At 58.8% G+C, this 16,989-nt stretch carries 13 protein-coding genes and 3 pseudogenes; 9 read left to right on the top strand and 7 right to left on the bottom strand.

Annotated features, from left to right (window positions below):
* Positions 1–45: 45 nt before the first annotated feature.
* The 4 genes and pseudogenes from B0G80_RS48160 to istA form a co-directional block, all read left to right on the top strand.
* A complete protein-coding gene (locus B0G80_RS48160) occupies positions 46–507 on the top strand; it encodes an addiction module antidote protein (protein ID WP_116120211.1) in 462 nt (153 codons plus the stop codon).
* A 1,536-nt stretch (positions 508–2,043) separates the two neighbouring features.
* A complete protein-coding gene (locus B0G80_RS23870) occupies positions 2,044–2,322 on the top strand; it encodes an HU family DNA-binding protein (protein ID WP_116120209.1) in 279 nt (92 codons plus the stop codon).
* Between the two features lie 736 nt (positions 2,323–3,058).
* Entirely contained in the window at positions 3,059–4,327 is a 1,269-nt protein-coding gene (locus tag B0G80_RS23865) for an IS256 family transposase (RefSeq protein WP_408968162.1), read from the top strand.
* Between the two features lie 146 nt (positions 4,328–4,473).
* Positions 4,474–5,304, top strand: a pseudogene (gene istA, locus B0G80_RS23860) (IS21 family transposase); the annotation flags it as partial.
* A gap of 33 nt (positions 5,305–5,337) precedes the next feature.
* Here the strand turns inward: istA and B0G80_RS23855 are convergent.
* The 4 genes from B0G80_RS23855 to B0G80_RS48155 form a co-directional block, all read right to left on the bottom strand.
* Positions 5,338–7,407 carry a recombinase family protein gene (locus B0G80_RS23855; protein WP_116120207.1) on the bottom strand — a complete coding sequence of 690 codons (2,070 nt, stop codon included), beginning with the start codon at positions 7,405–7,407 and terminating at the stop codon, positions 5,338–5,340.
* A complete protein-coding gene (locus tag B0G80_RS23850) occupies positions 7,404–7,691 on the bottom strand; it encodes a hypothetical protein (protein ID WP_147309898.1) in 288 nt (95 codons plus the stop codon). Before B0G80_RS23850 ends, B0G80_RS23855 begins: the two co-directional genes overlap by 4 nt.
* Position 7,692: 1 nt before the next feature.
* Positions 7,693–8,229 (bottom strand): helix-turn-helix domain-containing protein, encoded by a 537-nt coding sequence (locus B0G80_RS23845; RefSeq protein WP_258879003.1) that lies wholly within the window; start codon positions 8,227–8,229, stop codon positions 7,693–7,695.
* A gap of 116 nt (positions 8,230–8,345) precedes the next feature.
* Complete coding sequence (locus tag B0G80_RS48155; RefSeq protein WP_408968159.1) at positions 8,346–8,798, bottom strand: DUF5372 family protein; 453 nt, start codon at positions 8,796–8,798, stop codon at positions 8,346–8,348.
* Here B0G80_RS48155 and B0G80_RS23835 point away from each other — a divergent pair.
* Both B0G80_RS23835 and istB read left to right on the top strand, forming a co-directional pair.
* Positions 8,690–9,526: pseudogene (locus tag B0G80_RS23835) on the top strand (Mu transposase domain-containing protein); the annotation flags it as partial. The gene B0G80_RS48155 and the pseudogene B0G80_RS23835 overlap by 109 nt on opposite strands.
* On the top strand, positions 9,523–10,293 hold the full coding sequence (gene istB / locus B0G80_RS23830; protein WP_006397378.1) for an IS21-like element helper ATPase IstB: 771 nt from the start codon (positions 9,523–9,525) through the stop codon (positions 10,291–10,293). The pseudogene B0G80_RS23835 and the gene istB, both read left to right, overlap by 4 nt.
* 530 nt (positions 10,294–10,823) lie before the next feature.
* Here the strand turns inward: istB and B0G80_RS23820 are convergent.
* Entirely contained in the window at positions 10,824–11,387 is a 564-nt protein-coding gene (locus B0G80_RS23820; RefSeq protein ID WP_181920044.1) for a TetR/AcrR family transcriptional regulator, read from the bottom strand.
* A gap of 122 nt (positions 11,388–11,509) precedes the next feature.
* Here B0G80_RS23820 and B0G80_RS23815 point away from each other — a divergent pair, with 122 nt between their 5' ends.
* The 3 genes and pseudogenes from B0G80_RS23815 to B0G80_RS23805 all read left to right on the top strand — a co-directional run bounded on the left by B0G80_RS23815 (position 11,510) and on the right by B0G80_RS23805 (position 14,140).
* On the top strand, positions 11,510–12,154 hold the full coding sequence (locus B0G80_RS23815; protein WP_116120197.1) for a glutathione S-transferase: 645 nt from the start codon (positions 11,510–11,512) through the stop codon (positions 12,152–12,154).
* Between the two features lie 81 nt (positions 12,155–12,235).
* Entirely contained in the window at positions 12,236–13,201 is a 966-nt protein-coding gene (locus tag B0G80_RS23810) for an alpha/beta fold hydrolase (protein WP_258879002.1), read from the top strand.
* Positions 13,202–13,453: 252 nt separating this feature from the next.
* Positions 13,454–14,140: pseudogene (locus B0G80_RS23805) on the top strand (dienelactone hydrolase family protein).
* 467 nt (positions 14,141–14,607) lie between these two features.
* On the opposite strand, the gene B0G80_RS23800 reads toward B0G80_RS23805, so the two are convergent.
* Positions 14,608–15,141 (bottom strand): EF-hand domain-containing protein, encoded by a 534-nt coding sequence (locus B0G80_RS23800; protein WP_116120195.1) that lies wholly within the window; start codon positions 15,139–15,141, stop codon positions 14,608–14,610.
* Between the two features lie 708 nt (positions 15,142–15,849).
* Positions 15,850–16,641, bottom strand: a complete 792-nt coding sequence (locus B0G80_RS23795) for an alpha/beta fold hydrolase (protein ID WP_116120193.1) — start codon at positions 16,639–16,641, stop codon at positions 15,850–15,852.
* Positions 16,642–16,989 lie beyond the last annotated feature (348 nt).

Raw genomic sequence — 16,989 nt, 5'->3', positions numbered from 1 at the left:
ACATCAAACGGGCGACTGCTATCGCGAAAGAGCTGGAGGATTGAGATGAAACTAAGCGAGTTGATGGAGTTCGACGCTTCGAAGTACCTGAAGGACGAAGCCGATTACCGCCTGTACCTTGCGCAAGCATTTGAGGGTGGCGATCCGGCCGAGATTCAGGCGGCACTCGGCGACGTAGCAAAGGCGCGGGGCATGACAGCACTCGCGCGCGAGTCGGGAATTGCGCGTGAGGCGCTGTACCGGGCGCTTTCCACCAAGGGCAATGCCGAGTTCGCGACGATTATGAAGGTGATTGCGGCGATGGGCCTGCACCTGACGCTGACGAAGCCCGATGAAGATTTAGACGCGAAGGTTAAGGCAAAGGCAGCACCGAAACCTGTCGCGGCGAAGAAGGTCGCGCCGGTCGCAAAGCATGGCGTCCGCGCGGCGACGAAGGCTCGTGCCAATGCTGCGGCCGGGAAGACCAAGGGCCGAACCCGAGCCAGCGGCGCGCACGCCCACGCCTGAAGCACAATCGTCCACGCAGGCCACGATCAGCCGACATCGGCATCGCAAGTTCTTTCATTCGGAACATTCAACAACGCATGGAACGCGAATACCCGTTCGGCTTGAGCTGAAGCGGAACGACTTCGCCAACGGAATTAGATCGCTGTTCACAAAGGACGAGCGAGACAGATGACTATTTGGGCTTTCGGTCAACGACGAATGGCTTACGCTGACGCGGATTTTCACAGCGTCACCGGGCAGGTGAATGTGTCTGCGATCACCCCGCGGCTGTCGACCGGCACGTCTGCGAGGCGCATTAGTTGCTTTCTCTCACGCTGCAGATCTTCTGTCAGCCTTTCAATTTGACATAATTAAAGTTGTCGTTCGCGGACATTGTAGTAGCTTTTTAGAAGTGTCCGGTTCGGGGGTGCGGCTAAGTCGTAATGCCTGCTGTTGCCACGGTCAGGATCCAGTGCCCGGCAGCTCGGCGGGCAGGCGCGATAACGGGGCAGTTATCACCATTTCATATCGCGAAATGCCTGTCCGTGATCGCTGACACGGGCTGAGCACGGGATGCCACGCCCAGCCCCGCGAGGCGGCTTGACGGTGTCGTGCAGGAGTGAAGGGGTACATAATTGTGGCAATGTATTCCTTCATTTCGCGTCAGTTTTCCGCGTATCGCGGTCAATGATGCTCCGCCGAGGCCCGGTTCGCCGCGACGCGGCTTACTGGCTTGCTACGCTTTTGTTGGATGCGGGTGTAAGGACTGTGACGATTGCGTCAGAGCCATTACGCCAGGGCTCCGGCATGTGGCCTTGCCGTGACGATAGGTGAGTGTCTTCAGGAGGTCGCTTGTTGGATCGGGACACAGGCGGCGAAAGGGCGGGGCGGCATGAACTATTGGTGCAATACGGCTTATCACCATTGAGCGCCGTCAGAGGGCTTGGCCGGTATCGCTGACACCTGGGTTAAGCGACGGGACGCAACGCTCAGCGTCGCGCGGCTACTTTACAGCGCCATGGGGAAAGGTAGAAGGGAGGGAGTCCGCTCGATTAAGCACAGCTCAGGCGTGTCACCCGGCGACAGGTGCGCTAACGGCGGTGACCCGTCGAAAGAGTTCCGAGACTCGATGCATTAAATGCAGTTTTGGTAATAGCAGTTATCAAAACTGGAGGCGACGCGAAACGCCCCGGCGTTTCGCCTTTCATTGCCGGGGCATCCGTGGGGGAGCCGCCTTAAAGGGGTGCGCTAGGCAAGCTGCGGAGCCTGAAGGCGCGACGAGCGCGAAGGGGAGGCGCAAGCGGACAAGGATGGTGATTGTTTTCTCGCCTCATCAGCCGGAAAACGGGACAGCGATCGAGGCGGACGGACTGGCATCGCTGGCGCCGTCTGGAAAGCGGGCCGCCCCACAAAAGGTGACCTTTGACGACAGTGCCACCGGTGCGCAACCTTGGCCGCATCAAGGCCAGCCCGGGGGCGCCGCTTTGAAGCCGGTTGCGCACCGGTCAGCGGATCGGGTAGGGTGACGGCATTCAACCCAACCTGAAGGACATCACCATGAACAAGCAGGACCTCGTCGACGCCGTCGCCGCCAAAACCGGCACCAGCAAGGCGCTGGCCGCTGAAACGCTCGACGCGCTGCTTGGCACCATCACAGCGACCGTCACGAAGGGCGACACCGTGCAGCTGATCGGCTTCGGGTCGTTTTCGACAGGCGCGCGTGCCGCGCGTGTTGGCCGCAACCCGGCGACCGGCGCTGAGATCCAGATCCCGGCCGCGAAGACCGTCAAGTTCACCGCCGGTAAGGCGTTTAAGGACGCGGTGAACCGCGCCTGAGATCCTATAACCCGGTCACGCCGGCCGTGCCGGCTATGCATGTTCAAGCAATATTGCGGCTGCGGCGTCTGGGCTGGTCGGCGTCGCCTTGTCTCGTCGGTGATGCCATACCGCGACGGCAACGACGGCCGCGTCTATCCGGTTGATCTGACATGGCATTCCTTCCAAGGAAAACAGACGATCACGACACCGGCGGAACGTCTATGTCCATCCATCGGCGGCACTACTGCCGCTACCGCTCGCGCCTCATGCGCGTGCGCCATGACGGGCGGGGCCACCGCGCAAGGATCGACTCTTGTAGTGCCCATGGCTGGACTTTCTTCGGCACGGTCAGGTCGGGCAGCCTGCACGAACGCCGGCGGAGCATTTCTGAATCCTTTCCGTCTTCTGTCGAGGGCCGGTCCCAAAAAGGTATGAACGCGGTGGCTTCGCGGCCCCGGCTCGGGAGGGTGGCTACTTTACAGCCGAGCGAGGTGCTGACGCCCTAAGGATGAAGGGCTGTCGAGGGCGCTAATCTGGCTTGTTCACGCGTAGGTATGGGTTCGTGGAACTTTCCGCTACACTGCGAACGCTTGCCGTCCGGTAAGAGGATGGAAAAAAACGAGGCAAACACAGGCATTCTGATGCAGGTAGCGCACATCTGCTGCCGCAGTTCTCGTCGGAGGCCCCGGCGGTCGGGAGCCTGTCAGAATTTTAGTGTGCCGAGGTCATGAGACGATAACGGAAACAACGTCCTATGACCGAAGCAACTGTGACTAAGAAGATCAAGAACCCGAAGGCGCCGAAGCTGTTTCCCGATGAACTGATCGATCAACTGCTGGCGCAGATTCAAAACAAGGATGCGGAGTCGGTTCTCGGCGAATCGGGCCTGGCCGGGCAACTGAAGAAGCAACTGGCTGAGCGCATGCTGGCGGCGGAGCTCACGCATCACCTGGAGAACGAGGTTGAGCAAGGCAAGGCCGGCAACCACCGCAACGGCACGAGCCACAAGACGGTCATCACGCCCAACGGCGAACTGAATCTGGATGTCCCGCGTGACCGGCAGGCAACGTTCGAGCCGCAACTGGTCGGCAAGTATCAACGCCGGCTGCCGGGCTTCGACGATCACGTCATCAGCATGTACGCGCGCGGCATGAGCGTGCGCGAGATCCAGGGCCATTTGCTGGAACTGTATGGCCTGCAGGTGTCTCCCGATCTGATTTCGACTGTCACCGATGAAGTGCTGGCCGAGGTCGAACAGTGGCAGCAACGCCCGCTTGAGGCGATGTATCCGATCGTGTATTTCGACGCACTTCGGCTGAAGATCCGCGACGAAGGCACGGTCAGGAACAAGGCGGTGTATCTCGCGCTGGGCATTCGCGCCGACGGCCGCAAGGAAGTGCTGGGTTTGTGGATCGAGCAAACCGAGGGAGCCAAGTTCTGGCTGAAGGTCTTCAACGAACTGAAGAACCGTGGCCTGCACGACATCCTGATCGCGGTGGTTGACGGTTTGCGCGGCTTCCCGGAGGCGATCGAAGCGGTCTATCCGGCCGCCCAGATTCAGACCTGCATCGTGCATCTGATCCGCAATTCGCTGAATCTGGCGAGCTGGAAGGACCGCAAGCCGTTGGCGGCTGCGCTCAAGCCGGTCTATCAGGCCGCCTCGGCCGAGGCGGCGGCAGTGGCGCTCGACGCCTTTGCGCAAAGCGAATGGGGCCGCAAATTCCCTACCGTCGCGGCCATGTGGCAACGCCAATGGGAACAGGTGATTCCCTTCTTCGCCTATCCCCCCGAGGTGCGTCGAATCGTTTATACGACCAACGCCATCGAGAGCATGCACATGCAGTTGCGCAAAATCGTCAAGAATCGCGGCCACTTCCCCAGCGACGAAGCCGCCAGCAAACTGCTGTATCTGGCCTTGCGCAACATCGAAAAGGATTGGAAGATGCCGCCTATCACCTGGCGGCAAGCTGTCAATCAGTTCGCCATTCTGTTCGGCGAGCGATTCACCGCCGCCATGAGCTGAGATTTTTTAACCGACCTCAGCACACAAAATTCCTGACACCTCCGCGGTCGGTCAAATTCCTCCGGGTATGGTCACTTCAAACTCCCCCACCTGACGACCGTCGGCTGAGCCACTAAAGCCGCCGGGAGAGGTGTTGCAGGACGTCTATCTTCGTCTCCTTCGAACAAGAAGGAGTTCAGGGAGTGAACGTCTTGAAGCCGCACCTGCAAAGCACCGTATTCACATTACTCGAGCGCAACAAGAGCCAGCGCCAGATCCAGCGGCTCACGGGCATCGACCGCAAGACGATTCGTCGCTATCAGGCGATGTTCGAGTCGGAGAAGTCCGCTTCGGCAAACTCCCCCATGGTGACCACCGGCTCTGAAACGGCCGTCACGCAAACTCCCCCACCGCCGCGACCACCGGCTACCGACGGTTCCAGCAAGACCACAACGTTCAATTTCGCCCGCTCCGCAAGCGAACCGCATCGCGAGTGGATCGAACAGCAGGTCCGCCTGAGGCGCAACGCGCAGGCGATCTATCAGGATCTGGTCGATCAGTTCGCATTCACCGCGAGCTACGAGAGCGTCAAGCGTTTCGTGCGCGCCTTGCGCCACACTGATCCCGAGCAGTTCGACCGTCTCGCGTTCGCCCCCGGCGAAGAAGCTCAAGTTGATTATGGCGAAGGTGCACTGACCCGCGATCCGAAGACCGGCCGCTACCGACGCCCGCGGTTGTTCGTGATGACCCTGCGGTACTCGCGGCGCAGTTTCCGGCGCGTGGTCTGGAAGTCCAGCAAGCAGGTCTGGGCCCAGCTTCACGAAGAAGCCTTTCGTTACTTTGGGGGAGCGGTCAGCTACGTTGTGCTCGACAACCTCCGGGAGGGCGTCATCACGCCCGACCTGTACGAACCCGGGATCAACCGGCTCTACGAGGCGATGCTTGAGCACTACGGTGTCGTCGCCGATCCGGCACGTGTGCGGGACCCGAATCGAAAGGAGTTCTCGGCATAATGCACCTCATATGTCATTTCAGGGAGAAGTTACGTCTGCAGCCGGCTTGCAGCGAGCTTTGGTCTTGTGCGCAAACTTCTTGGGAACGTCGACGCCAGGTCGCTCGTAGAGGTACTGGCCGTTATCGTTATATTGGTACGCCTTGAGCAGCCCCGCCCGTCGCCAGTCGGCAATGGTGGCCGTGCATACCTTGAGATACTTCGCTATCTCCGTGGTGCTCAACAGTCCGCGCGCCCGCAGGCGCTCATATTGCGTCTTCAACCCGTAATCGATCCGGATGCGCCGTACCATCAGCCTGCTGAACGACAAGCCTTCGCCGGAGCACATACCACTCGCATTGAGCAGTTCTGCTGTTTCGCGGTCTGTGTGTCCTTCCAGCAAACGATCGATTTCGGCAACGACCGCTGCCGGAGTCTGTCTCAACTGCCATGACGGTTTGGGCAAAGGCAGACGCAGTTCACGGGTTGCGCCACCCTTGAAACGCACGTGTACGATGATCTCGGTGTCCTTAAGCAGCGTCACGTCGGCGATCAGCAGACGGGCCATACGTTTTTTCTCACGCGCGGGTGTGTGGGGATCGTTCCACAGGCGCGGGAAGTCCTGTGCGAGCGCCATGATGCTCTCGCGCTGCTTTTTATCGAGCTGTACGGTTCCGCTCTCGAGTTGCTTCTCATAGCGTTCCTGGGCAGCAGCAAGCGCTCGTAGTGCTTGGTTCCACTCGGCTTCCAGCGAATCGGCTACGAGACGGTTGTCGGGGTCGACACGCATGTAACGACGACGGGCCAGCTCGACTTCATAACCTGCCCGTTCGATCTCCTGCCGTCGCAACCGGTCGAACTCTCCTGATCGATCCTCGAGTTCCTTCTGCACCGCGAGCGCGACTTGAAGCGTCACGGGTGTAACGGTTTCCACCAGAAGCCTGCCGATTATCTGATCAAGTTCACCACCGTTGATTTGCTGGCATGGCCGTCCTGCTGCTTCGTTGATGCTGCGCCTTTGGCACATGTAGTCAGGCACGCGCTGCGTGTCGTGGATATGGTAACGGATCGTCATCCGGTCACCACAACGCCCGCATATCGCCAGTCCCTGCAGCAGCGCCGGCCCTTCGCGAGGGGCGCCGAGGTCCCGCTCACAGCCATGGGCTTGGGCATTGTGGCGCAGGATCTGAACATGCTGCTCGAACTGTTCCCACGTAATGTAACCTTGGTGCGCGTCACGAATGAGGGCGGTCCATTCGTCCAGGGGTAATGTCTGCGATATCTGATGGCCGTCGGGAAGCTTGCGCGTCCGTGTGCGTCCAAAGCAGAACGCTCCCGTGTAGCGGGGATGGTGAAGGACCCACAGCGCACGCGAGTGATCGAGCTCGTCCCACTGGACGTCGCCCTTGTGTGGACCCCGATAGATCCGCCTCGGAAACTTCAGCCCCGCTCCACGAAAGGCCTTGACGGTAGCCGTGGCCGAAGCGGTGCGACGAAACGTGAGAAAGAACTCGCGGATGCTTTCCTGAATGCGCTGATCGGGATCCAGAATTACTCGTCCTTCGCCATCGTAGACAAAGCCGATGGGCAAACGTATTTCAAGCTCACCACGTCGAGCCTTGTTAAGGATTCCTCCACGTAACCTTGCCCGCAGAACATGTAACTCCGCTTCGCTCATCGTTCCTTTCAATCCCAGAACGAGCCGGTCGTTAAAGTGGGCCGGGTCATAAACGCCATCTCCGTCGAGCAGGAGGGTATCGGTCAACGCACAGATTTCCAGCAGCCGATGCCAGTCCGACGAGTTGCGTGCTAGGCGAGAAACCTCCAGGCCCATCACGATTCCAGCCTTGCCCAGGCTTACCTCGGTGACCAGCCGCTGGAAGCCCTCGCGATCGACTGCGCACGCGCCGGATTGTCCGAGATCGGAGTCGATCACGAATACCTGGTCAATTCTCCACCCGAGGGAGACAGCACGCTCGCGCAGCGCATACTGCTGCTTGGTACTCTCCGTGTTTTCGAACACCTGCCGCAAGGTCGACTGGCGGACATACAGGTAGGCGTTTCTCGAGAGATGCCTGGCTTGTATCTTGTCGGGTGTATTGGCAGTCATGCCGTCTCCTCCAGTGCATTTGCGAGCACCATCGATGTCAGGATGTCGATCAGGTCCTGCGGGATGCCCGCGCTCGGGCCTGTATCGTGAGCAGTGGTGCGCGCAGCCGGTATGCACAAGGCGATCTCACGCATGCCGGACATCCAGGCCGCCATGCCCTTCAGCATCAGGAGCGCGCGCCCACGCCCCGACAGGCAGCACCCCCGTCTCTCGACCATATCCATGCGCAAGGCTTCGTAGCCCTCGACCAGTGCATCCGGGTCTGACGTTACGAGTGCAGGCAAATCACTGGTGTTTTTTTTTCGGCTCTCGGCGCAGCGCGCGCTCCACGGTGCGCCGGTGCACATTCAAACCGAACTTCGCTGCTATGCGTTGGAGCAACTCCTTCGTGCTCAGGCTGCCCTCTGCGGCGCGCGCCTCTTCGACAAAGTGCAGCACCTCCGCAGTGAGCTTATGGGCACCGCGAGGCCCACGCTTGTCCGGCAGAAGCCCCGCCAACCCCTCACGATCAAAGTCGGCCTGCGCCTTGTAGAAAGTCGGGCGCGATACGCCAAATCGTGCTGCTACCTCGGCTATGGTTTGACCTTCCGTACGTACGCGGCGAAGCATCTCATAACGTACCTGCACCAGATCCCGGGAATCGAAGAAGTCGCTGGCAATGAACGCCGGATCGCGGACATCCTGCGCATGCGGGTTCAGAGTGCCGCTCTCCAGGAGAGCAGCCAGTTTCACGTCGGGTTTTTTAGCTCGCTTCATGTAATTTAAATTATGCCCCACACATAGAGATGTCAAGTTTTTATTTGATCTCTTACTGTTGGACATTCAACCGTAATAGCGTCTTACCTGCGGCCTTCTGCAAGTTGCAAAGTATCAATGCGGGCGTCAATCTTTGTCTTTCCCCGAACGATATGGGCTTATTTAAGTTTACACGTACGGCGTTATTTTCTTGACGCCTTGGGTTTGCCAGATTTGCTGCCGGTAGTCTCATTGGCTTCCCAATGTCGACCGATGAGCCCAACCAGATGCAGTAGGTCTTCAACCCGGAATGCGGATCGTCCCGCGGAGAGGACTTCGAATGCATTGGGCGCCGCGGCGCTCGTCCACGAAGCCGGGAGGCGTCTCAGCCTGCCTGTTTCATCGTGGAAGTACACGCGCTCTTCACCCCAGGTGCTGCGACGCTCCAGCAGCACGAACTTCTGTCCGTGCAGGGGATGGAAAGGGTGGGTGACGCGGACAATCTGTGTGTCGTTGATCGGATCGCGTGCAGTTGACGGTCTATGGGAAGGGGACCGTCGAGAACGCGATTCAACATACGCAGGGCACCGCGCTTGCCGGCCGCCGTTTCGAGTCGCTCGAAGCCCAGAACGAATTCCTGATGCACTGGGAGGCAAACTGGGCGGCCAAACGCATCCATGGCAGCACCCGGCGACAGGTCGAGGCCATGTTCCAGGAGGAGAGGCCGCATCTGCGGCCGTTGCCGACCACCGGCTTTCGCTACTTCACGGAGGTCGTGCGTACCGTCTGGGACGACACCACTGTCAACATCGATCGCAGCAACTATGCGGCACGACCTGCACCGATCGGCAGTCTCGTTTCAGTGCGCATATACGATTCCACCATCGAGATTCGCGATCGCCGTACGCAGGCGTTGTTGCGCACCCATCCTCGCGCCCTGCAGGCCGGTTCGCTTGAATTGCCCGAAGACGAACGCCCGTTCAATCCGTCCCGCCAGAGCGCCTTCCTGCTCGCGAGCGCCGGCGACATCGGGCCACAAACAAAGGCGCTGTGCCAGCACATGTTCGATAGCGAAGGTCGCGTCGGCCATCGCGCCATGTGGGGCATCGTGGGTCTGGCGAAGAAGTATCCCGCCCGGCTCGTCGAGCAGGCCTGCGATCACGCGTTGCGTCATCACGTCTACCGCTACAAACAGGTGCGCGCGATCGTCGAACGGCTGTTCGAACAGGCACTCGAGCGTCTCGATCAGGCACCGCAGCTAGAGCTACCTCTTACGCAGGATCACCCGCTGATCCGTCCTGCCGCCGAGTACGGCGAACTCTTTACCCTCGGTGCGCAGCACGGCGCCGAACCTCAACCTCCAACTGGAGAAACACAGGCATGACCATGACGTTACCGGAAATCGAACGGGCTCTCGGACAGCTCCGCCTGTCTGGCGTGCGCGACACACTCGAAACGCGCGTGTTGCAGGCCCAGGGCTCCCAGCAGCCGTTCCTTGAAACCTTCGCACTGATCCTGCAGGACGAACTGGATCGCCGCCAGTCCCGGCTCATCGAACGCCGCTACAAGCTCTCCGGCCTCGAAGAGAAACTCACGCTCGCCGAATTCGACTGGGCCTTCAATCCCAAAGTGCCTCGCCAGGCCTGCTTCCAGCTGCACACGCTGAAGTTCATCGCCGCCGGCGACAACGCGCTGATCATCGGTAAACCAGGCACCGGCAAATCGCATGTTGCGAAGGCCGTCGCCTACCAGGCCGTCCTGCAAGGCCACAAGGTGCAGTATCTTGAGACCGACGACTTCTTTAACCGTTACGCGCTGAGCCCGACTGCCCAGCGCGAAGCCCGGCTGCGAGCCATCCTCGAGAGCGATCTGCTCGTGCTGGATGACCTGTTCCTGTCGCGTACGATCCCCGACGCCGCTGGCGCACTGCTGCAAACGCTGATCCATCAACGCTACAAACTGCATCGAAGCGTTGTCGTCACGTCCAACCGCGTTGTGCAGGATTGGGGCGCATACCTGGGCGACAACACGATGAGCACCACGATCCTCGACCGGCTCATGCATCACTGCCACCTGCTTGAATTCGATGGCCGCAGCTACCGCCTCAAGGAAGCCGCTGAAACGCTTGCACGGAAATCGAAAACCAGCTAAATAACCCTTAGTCCTGCTTCACAGGGTGGGGGAATTTGCGCGACCATAAGTGGGGGAGTTTCAACTGACCGTCCGGGGGAGGAAGCAAGGACGTGCCTTAGGTCACCGCACTGGTATCCAGCCCGGTAGGGTCTAGCAAACCACCGCTCACAGAATTCGTTAATAGTCGCGTCGGTTGGGGGACGACGCCGAGAAGTTGATCGACGAAGTAGTGAATGTCTGGCTCCCTAACCAGCGACAGCTGGCCGATCCTGCAACGGTACAGAACGGCACGGGCGCCACGGAAGTGCGACATAACAGCGCCCGTGTCCGACAGTAGCGCGATCAGGCAGGATTGTGTGAGACTGCAGGGAAGCGGCTGACCGCCGCTTCCAGGCGAGGCCTGAGAGAAATCGCCATCGACTTGGTTGTGCCTCTCGAATAATTCCGAAGGCATCCAGGTCGCTACTCAGGACTTTTAACGCTCAGCCATCCGCGAACGTCGTCGTGAACCCGGATACGGCGTCATGTAATCGGCCTGTCTGCACAGTTCATGCGAAAAGTCCCGCGCTTCGATATGCGCGGACCGTATCGTCGAAGACCGATACATCGCCGCGTCCACGAGCGACCAGCTGAGCGCCTTCAATAGACGCGAAAATTGCAAGTGCCTGGCGCTTGATCGACTGGGCATCCCTCGCGTCGTCCCTAAAGGACAGAACCTTACAAAGCCAGCCCACGTTCACCTCTGTGAAGCGATCGACTTCTAGCCGAACTTCGTCGGGAAGATCGTGGTGCTCGGCCGCCATGATGCCGCAAAGACACATTCGATTGTCTTGCACGAGAGCTGAACGGAAGACGCTTGCGTAGCGCTCCAACGTCTGCTGCTCGTTCTCAAACGTCTCGAGTAAGTCATCCAGTAATGCGACCGCTTCTTCCGTGTACTGGCGGGCTAAGGCCGCGCCGAGATCGCCCTTGGTAGGAAAGTGGTGATGCACGCCAGCGCTTTTGATGCCCACCTCTTTGGCGATCTCCCGGAAACTGAGCGCGTTGTAGCCACGCGCCTGAACCATACGTCGAGCCGTGGAGAGGATGCGCTGTTTGGTGTCCGTTGTCATGGATAAGACTATACCACGCTACCTATCGATAAGTAAGTGTTGACACGTGCAGCGCTTGCCGATAAAGTTCGCCAACTTACCTATCGATAGGTAACGACCCCGCCACTTTTTTTAGGCTAGCCATGAAAATTTTCGACATTCCCGGGTTCCCTAACCCGCTTCGCATCCGAATCGTATTAGCGGAGAAGAGTCTTGCGCCGCAGGTCGAGTTCATCAAAGTCGACCTTCCCGCGGCAGAACACAAGCAAGACGCCTTCCTCAGCATCAACCCTACCGGGACTGTGCCTGTCCTGCAGCTGGATGATGGAACGTACATCTCGGAGTGCACCGCCATCACCGAATATCTCGACAATCTCGACGGCAATCCCGTGCTGACGGGCAAATCGCCAAAAGAGAAGGCATTGGTTCACATGATGCAAAAGCGGGCTGAGTCAGAGCTCATTGACGCGGTAGGGATCTACTTTCACCATGCGACACCCGGTCTTGGACCGGCGCTTCAGGCGTACAAGAGCCCCGATTGGGAGGGCCGAAGAGAATGGGGCGAACGGTCACGCGTCAAGGCCGTCGCCGGTATGCGCTACTTTGACAAAGTACTCGCGACGCAACCGTACGTTGCGGGCGAATTCTTTTCAATGGCGGATATCACAGTTTGGGCGGGACTTCTTTTCGCTGGTTTTGCAAACATTCCGGTCCCGGAGGATTGCACCGCGCTACTCAATTGGCGGCGGACCGTTGACGAGCGTTCTTCCGTCAAGAGTCCGGCATAGAAGCGTTCGATCCCGAAGCAATTCCAGCTTTGGGAGACGGAGAGGAACATTTATATATTTGTCGAATTCAGGAATACTAAAGTGTTAAAAACAATGCCAATCTCGATGGTCAGAGCTGGAATGCTTGCGCTTGCTACTGCTGCCGCTTTCACAACTACGCCATCGCATGCCGCAGAGGCCGGACAAAACCTGCGCGCCGTCTACACACATCAGACGGTGCCGACGAGGTTTATTGATGCCAATGGTACGAGGCTCGCCTATCGCCGTTTCGGAAAATCCGGCGGCGTGCCGCTGGTCTTCTTCCAGCATTTTGTTGGCAACATGGACAATTGGGACCCGGCGGTCATTGACGGTTTCGCCAGGAACCGGGAGGTGATCCTCTTCGACAACGCTGGCGTCGCCAGTTCGGAGGGGGACGTCCCCAACACCGTGGAAGGGATGGCAGGGCATGCGATCGACTTGCTCAACGCACTCGACATCAAAAAGGCTGACCTTCTTGGATTCTCTCTGGGAAGTCTTGTTGCGCAGGAAGTTACCGCTGAGCGCCCAGAGCTGGTCCGACATCTCGTATTGGTTGGAAGTGGACCCCGTGGCGGCGCTGGAATGGCCACGCTGACCCCAGAGTTCCAGGAAATGATCAAGAAGGACAGCGGTAACAGCGATCAGCTCCTGCTCGACGTGTTCTTCACGCAATCGGCCGCGAGTCGCGCTGCTGGACATGAATTCCTCGATCGCCTTCATGCTCGATCGAGAGACCGTGACCCAAACGTCAATGATAAGGTCGCACCGGCCCAGGTAGCGGCGTTCGCGGCATGGGGCGCTCCTCATGCTAATGCGAATGCGTACCTGAAAAACATCAAGCAGCCTGTGCTCATCGTTGGCGGCAATCACGACATCGTCCATTATCCGGTGAATTCGTTTACTTTGGAGGAGAACCTGCCGAACGCTCAGTTGATTCTGTACCCTGACTCGAGCCACGGGGCGCAGTATCAATATCCCAAGCGCTTTGTGGCCGACGTGACGGCCTTTCTCAATCGCGAAGACTGAAACCTTCGTGAAACAGCCGATGGGAGCTGCTGTTCACCGGCTCATAGCTGTTTGCAACTGACAGGTCTCGCAGCGCTGAGAGACGAGTTTGACATCTCTCAGCGCGCGGGCTTCCTGGTCGCAGGCGGTGCGTGCATGCCGTCTCTGACGCGACGCCGAGAGCCGGTCGCCTACGCAACGGGTTGGTGCAGTCGGGCTTAACTTCAACTGTCGATAAGTGTAGGAGGAAACTAGATGCGCAACGCGGGCACTATGGTCAGCTTTCACCGTCCGGACGGTCAAGCCGTTGAGGGCTATCCTGCTAAACCGGCGAAGCTGGAAGGCGCGCGGGCAATCCTTGTGATCCAGGAATGGTGGGGGCTAAACGCGCAGATCCGGGGCGTGGCGGACCGTTTGTCTCAGGCAGGCTACATCGCGCTGATCCCCGACCTGTATCGAGGAAAGTCTACGGTCGAGGAAGAAGAGGCCCACCACTACATGGATAGTCTGGACTTTGCTGACGCGATCTCTCAGGACGTTCGTGGCGCGGTTCAATACCTGAATATGTACACGGAAATTATCGGGGTAACCGGGTTCTGCATGGGCGGCGCCTTGGCGCTCGTCGCCCTCAGTGCTGTCCCTGAATTTGCGGCTGGCGTCGTATGGTATGGATTCCCGCCTCTGGACCATTTCGATGCGTCAGCCATCAAAGCGCCGGTTTAGGCGCACTGGGCCACTCAGGATGCGTTCTTTCCTGCTGCAAGCGTGGACGTGCTTGATACGAAGTTTGCCGGCAGTGGGGGCTCTGCGGAATTCCATCGCTATCTGGCACATCATGCCTTTGCCAATGAAACAGCAGTAGGCGATGGGCGCATACCGGGTACGCAATACGATCCGGTCTGGGCGCAGCTGGCGTGGGACCGCACACTGACTTTTTTTGGCCGCACGCTGTGGAAGTGAGCTGGTCGCGGTGAGACGTTCGTGAAGAGAAATTTGGTTTTCTTCGTGGCGCTAGGCGACGCGACAATCTTGCTTTGTGCTCGTGTGCTGTTCGGAAAGTGCCGCGGCGGCGCCGTGACCACCGACGCCTTCCGGTGTCTACGATATAACGCAGGCTGCGGAAGTGCCACGACCGCAAAGCCCCGACGGGCCCCGTTGTTTGCTCTTACTTGGAATGGACCGGGTTCAGCGAACCTGCTCCCGGGCTATCGCTGTCGCCAGTTCCCGGCAGTGGTCGTCAGCCAGGCAGTCCGGTGGCACTAATGGTTCCAGCTCGACCTGAGCGGGATCGAAGAACAGAGTGGCGCCGATTCACTGAGGCCACACAAGTTCCGTCTTCTTCTCAAGGTCGGCATGCCCTCTGGCTGGTCGCGTCGCCACCTCGCCAACGTGATAGCGCCTTGAAGAGCGCCCATTGGCCATTCGGTTTAGCGAGCGTTCTTCCAGTATGCGGAAGCTACTTCCTCACCCTCCTTCAGAAACTGATCAATCGCTGATTTCTGCACGCCTCCATTTGCGTCCTGGATGTAGGAATGCATCAGTCTATCGAACGACTCGTTCCCCGCGCGGATGCTGTCGTTGACGCCATCAACGTATTCCGAAACGGTGAGCTGACCATCGTCTGATGAGTCAAACGTTTTGAAGAGCTTGTCGGCAGCGCCTGTCGCAAGACCAGCGCGTTTCATCTGCGTTTCAAACTCGTCTTTCGAAAGTTGTCTATCACCGCTTGAGTCGCCTTGCACGAACATCTGAGGGGCCCAGGCGACGGCGAGAGGTGTCGCAGTCAAAGAATCCGATTTTTTCGCCCCATCGCTAAGAGTGACGACAACGGATTGATGTGTGCTCTTGTTGGCAAGTTCATCGGCGCTGGGCGACCCGAGTGGAGCGCGTGGGCTTCGCTTAGCCTCCGGGTTCGTTTGCAAGAGGATTGTGAGTGAGCTTCCGACGGAACCGATTGACATACCTAAACTCCTTCTAGCGTTTATCCGAAATGACCGGGACGTTTATTGGCCGCGCGCATTGCGCCATTGCTTCAAGGGCACGTCGTAGAGCCGGAACAGCCGCCTCCTGAGCGCGGACGACACCTACCATTTGGATTACGTTCAAACGCCAAAAAACTTTAGCCATTTGGTCTCCCGTCCGGTGTTTTTCTCGGCCATACCTTTAACTTCAAGGTTTGGAAGGAACGAGAGGGACACCTCTCGAAGAGGACATCGCTAATCCGATACTCGATGACGAACTAGGGGAACTGAGGCTCTGGCGGCCAAAGGTTACCCGATTGTCTTTACGGCGTTCCCCGCATACGCTTATGCATTCTTGGCTTCCTAAAATCCCCGCACAAAGCGAAGAATCTCCAGGTTATGCTTTTCTGTGTCGTCGGCATGTTGGTCCTGCTGGGTATCTACGTCGGTCCTGCTCATGCTAATGCCTTCACGCGAAGCGCTGATCGATGAGGTTTGTGGCGTAGCAGGGCGGCTGGATGTAGTTGTTATGCAGGCGGCAAGTAACAATGAGGACAGAAGCAGCGTACCTACCGCGGTAATTTTGCGTATGATCATTTTTTCAGGTTGTCCGGGAATTGATATCTCTGATCGCACTGGACGAGGCTCTGGCGCAAGAAGACGGGTGCGGTGAACCTCAGTTCGCTGCACCCGTCTTCTTGCGACCAGTCAGAGCACGCCCGTGGCTCGTGCCGCGTCGAGAATCACCGCGGCCACTGCGTCAGGTTGAGACATCAGGGCTACATGGCTCGCGCCAGCAATCGAGGTAATCTTGGCGCCGACCGCTTTTGCCTCGGCCTGCTGGAGCGCCGCTGGAATGATCTGGTCCTGGTCGCCGTAAACCCACCACGATGGTTTGGACTTCCAGGCGGCCTGAGACACCTTATCGGTAAGACAGCGCGCATTGAGCGGCGCCTGGGCGGTGGCGAGCACACTCGACGTGTCTTTCGGAAGATCCGGCGCAAAACTGCTCAGGTAAGTGTCGGTGTTCAGTGTGAGGAATCCAGCTTCGTCTGCTTTCAGACCTGCCTGCCAGGCCGGTCTCGGGAACGGGCTCGTCAGGTCGGAGATCGACTGGTTGTCTCCGGGAGCGAACGCAGATACATAAACGAGACCCGCAACCTTGTTATTGATACCGGCTTGCGTAATGACGGCTCCGCCGTAAGAGTGTCCGACCAGAAGGACGGGCCCCTGTTGGGCATCGATGGTGCGGGTGACGGTTGCGGCGTCGTCTGCTAACGACGTGCGGGGAAGCTGCACGGCGACTACTTTCAGACCACGTGCCTGCAGTACGCGGGTGACCGACGACCAGCTAGAGCCGTCCGCCCAGGCCCCGTGTACTAGCACGACTGTGCCCGTGGTGCTCGCTGAAGAGCTCCCGCATGCTGCGACGGATGCAAGAGTGACGAGACAGAGCGATGCGACAAAAGCGGCAAAGAGCCGCAGAATGTAGGACTTCATGATAGGAACGTGAGAAACGCGAAGGAGGTTGGAATATCGCACCCGCCTATCGACGGGATGTATCGAGGGCGAGCGCGACGCCAACGCAAACCGTAACCTGTCTCGGGGACGCCGCCTATTGCGCATCGTCCGGTTTCAATGACATTGCGTCCGAAAGCTTGGGGGATCTGCACGGACGATATGCTGTATGGACGAAGCATGTTGCAGCGCCGGCCGGCGCAGTGTGGCGACGGAAAAGTCGGCTGATTTTTGGAGATCCTTCACAAAGGAGTCCTCCGACGGCGTGGAGCGACTACATCGTTGACAAATGTGCAACTGCACATGAAAATACGATACATGAATCCGCTC

Origin of the sequence: Paraburkholderia sp. BL6669N2, from assembly GCF_003387275.1 — a bacterium.
Lineage (GTDB): Bacteria > Pseudomonadota > Gammaproteobacteria > Burkholderiales > Burkholderiaceae > Paraburkholderia.
The sequence above is the reverse complement of the archived record's forward strand: the minus strand, read 5'-3'. Positions and strand labels throughout refer to the sequence as shown.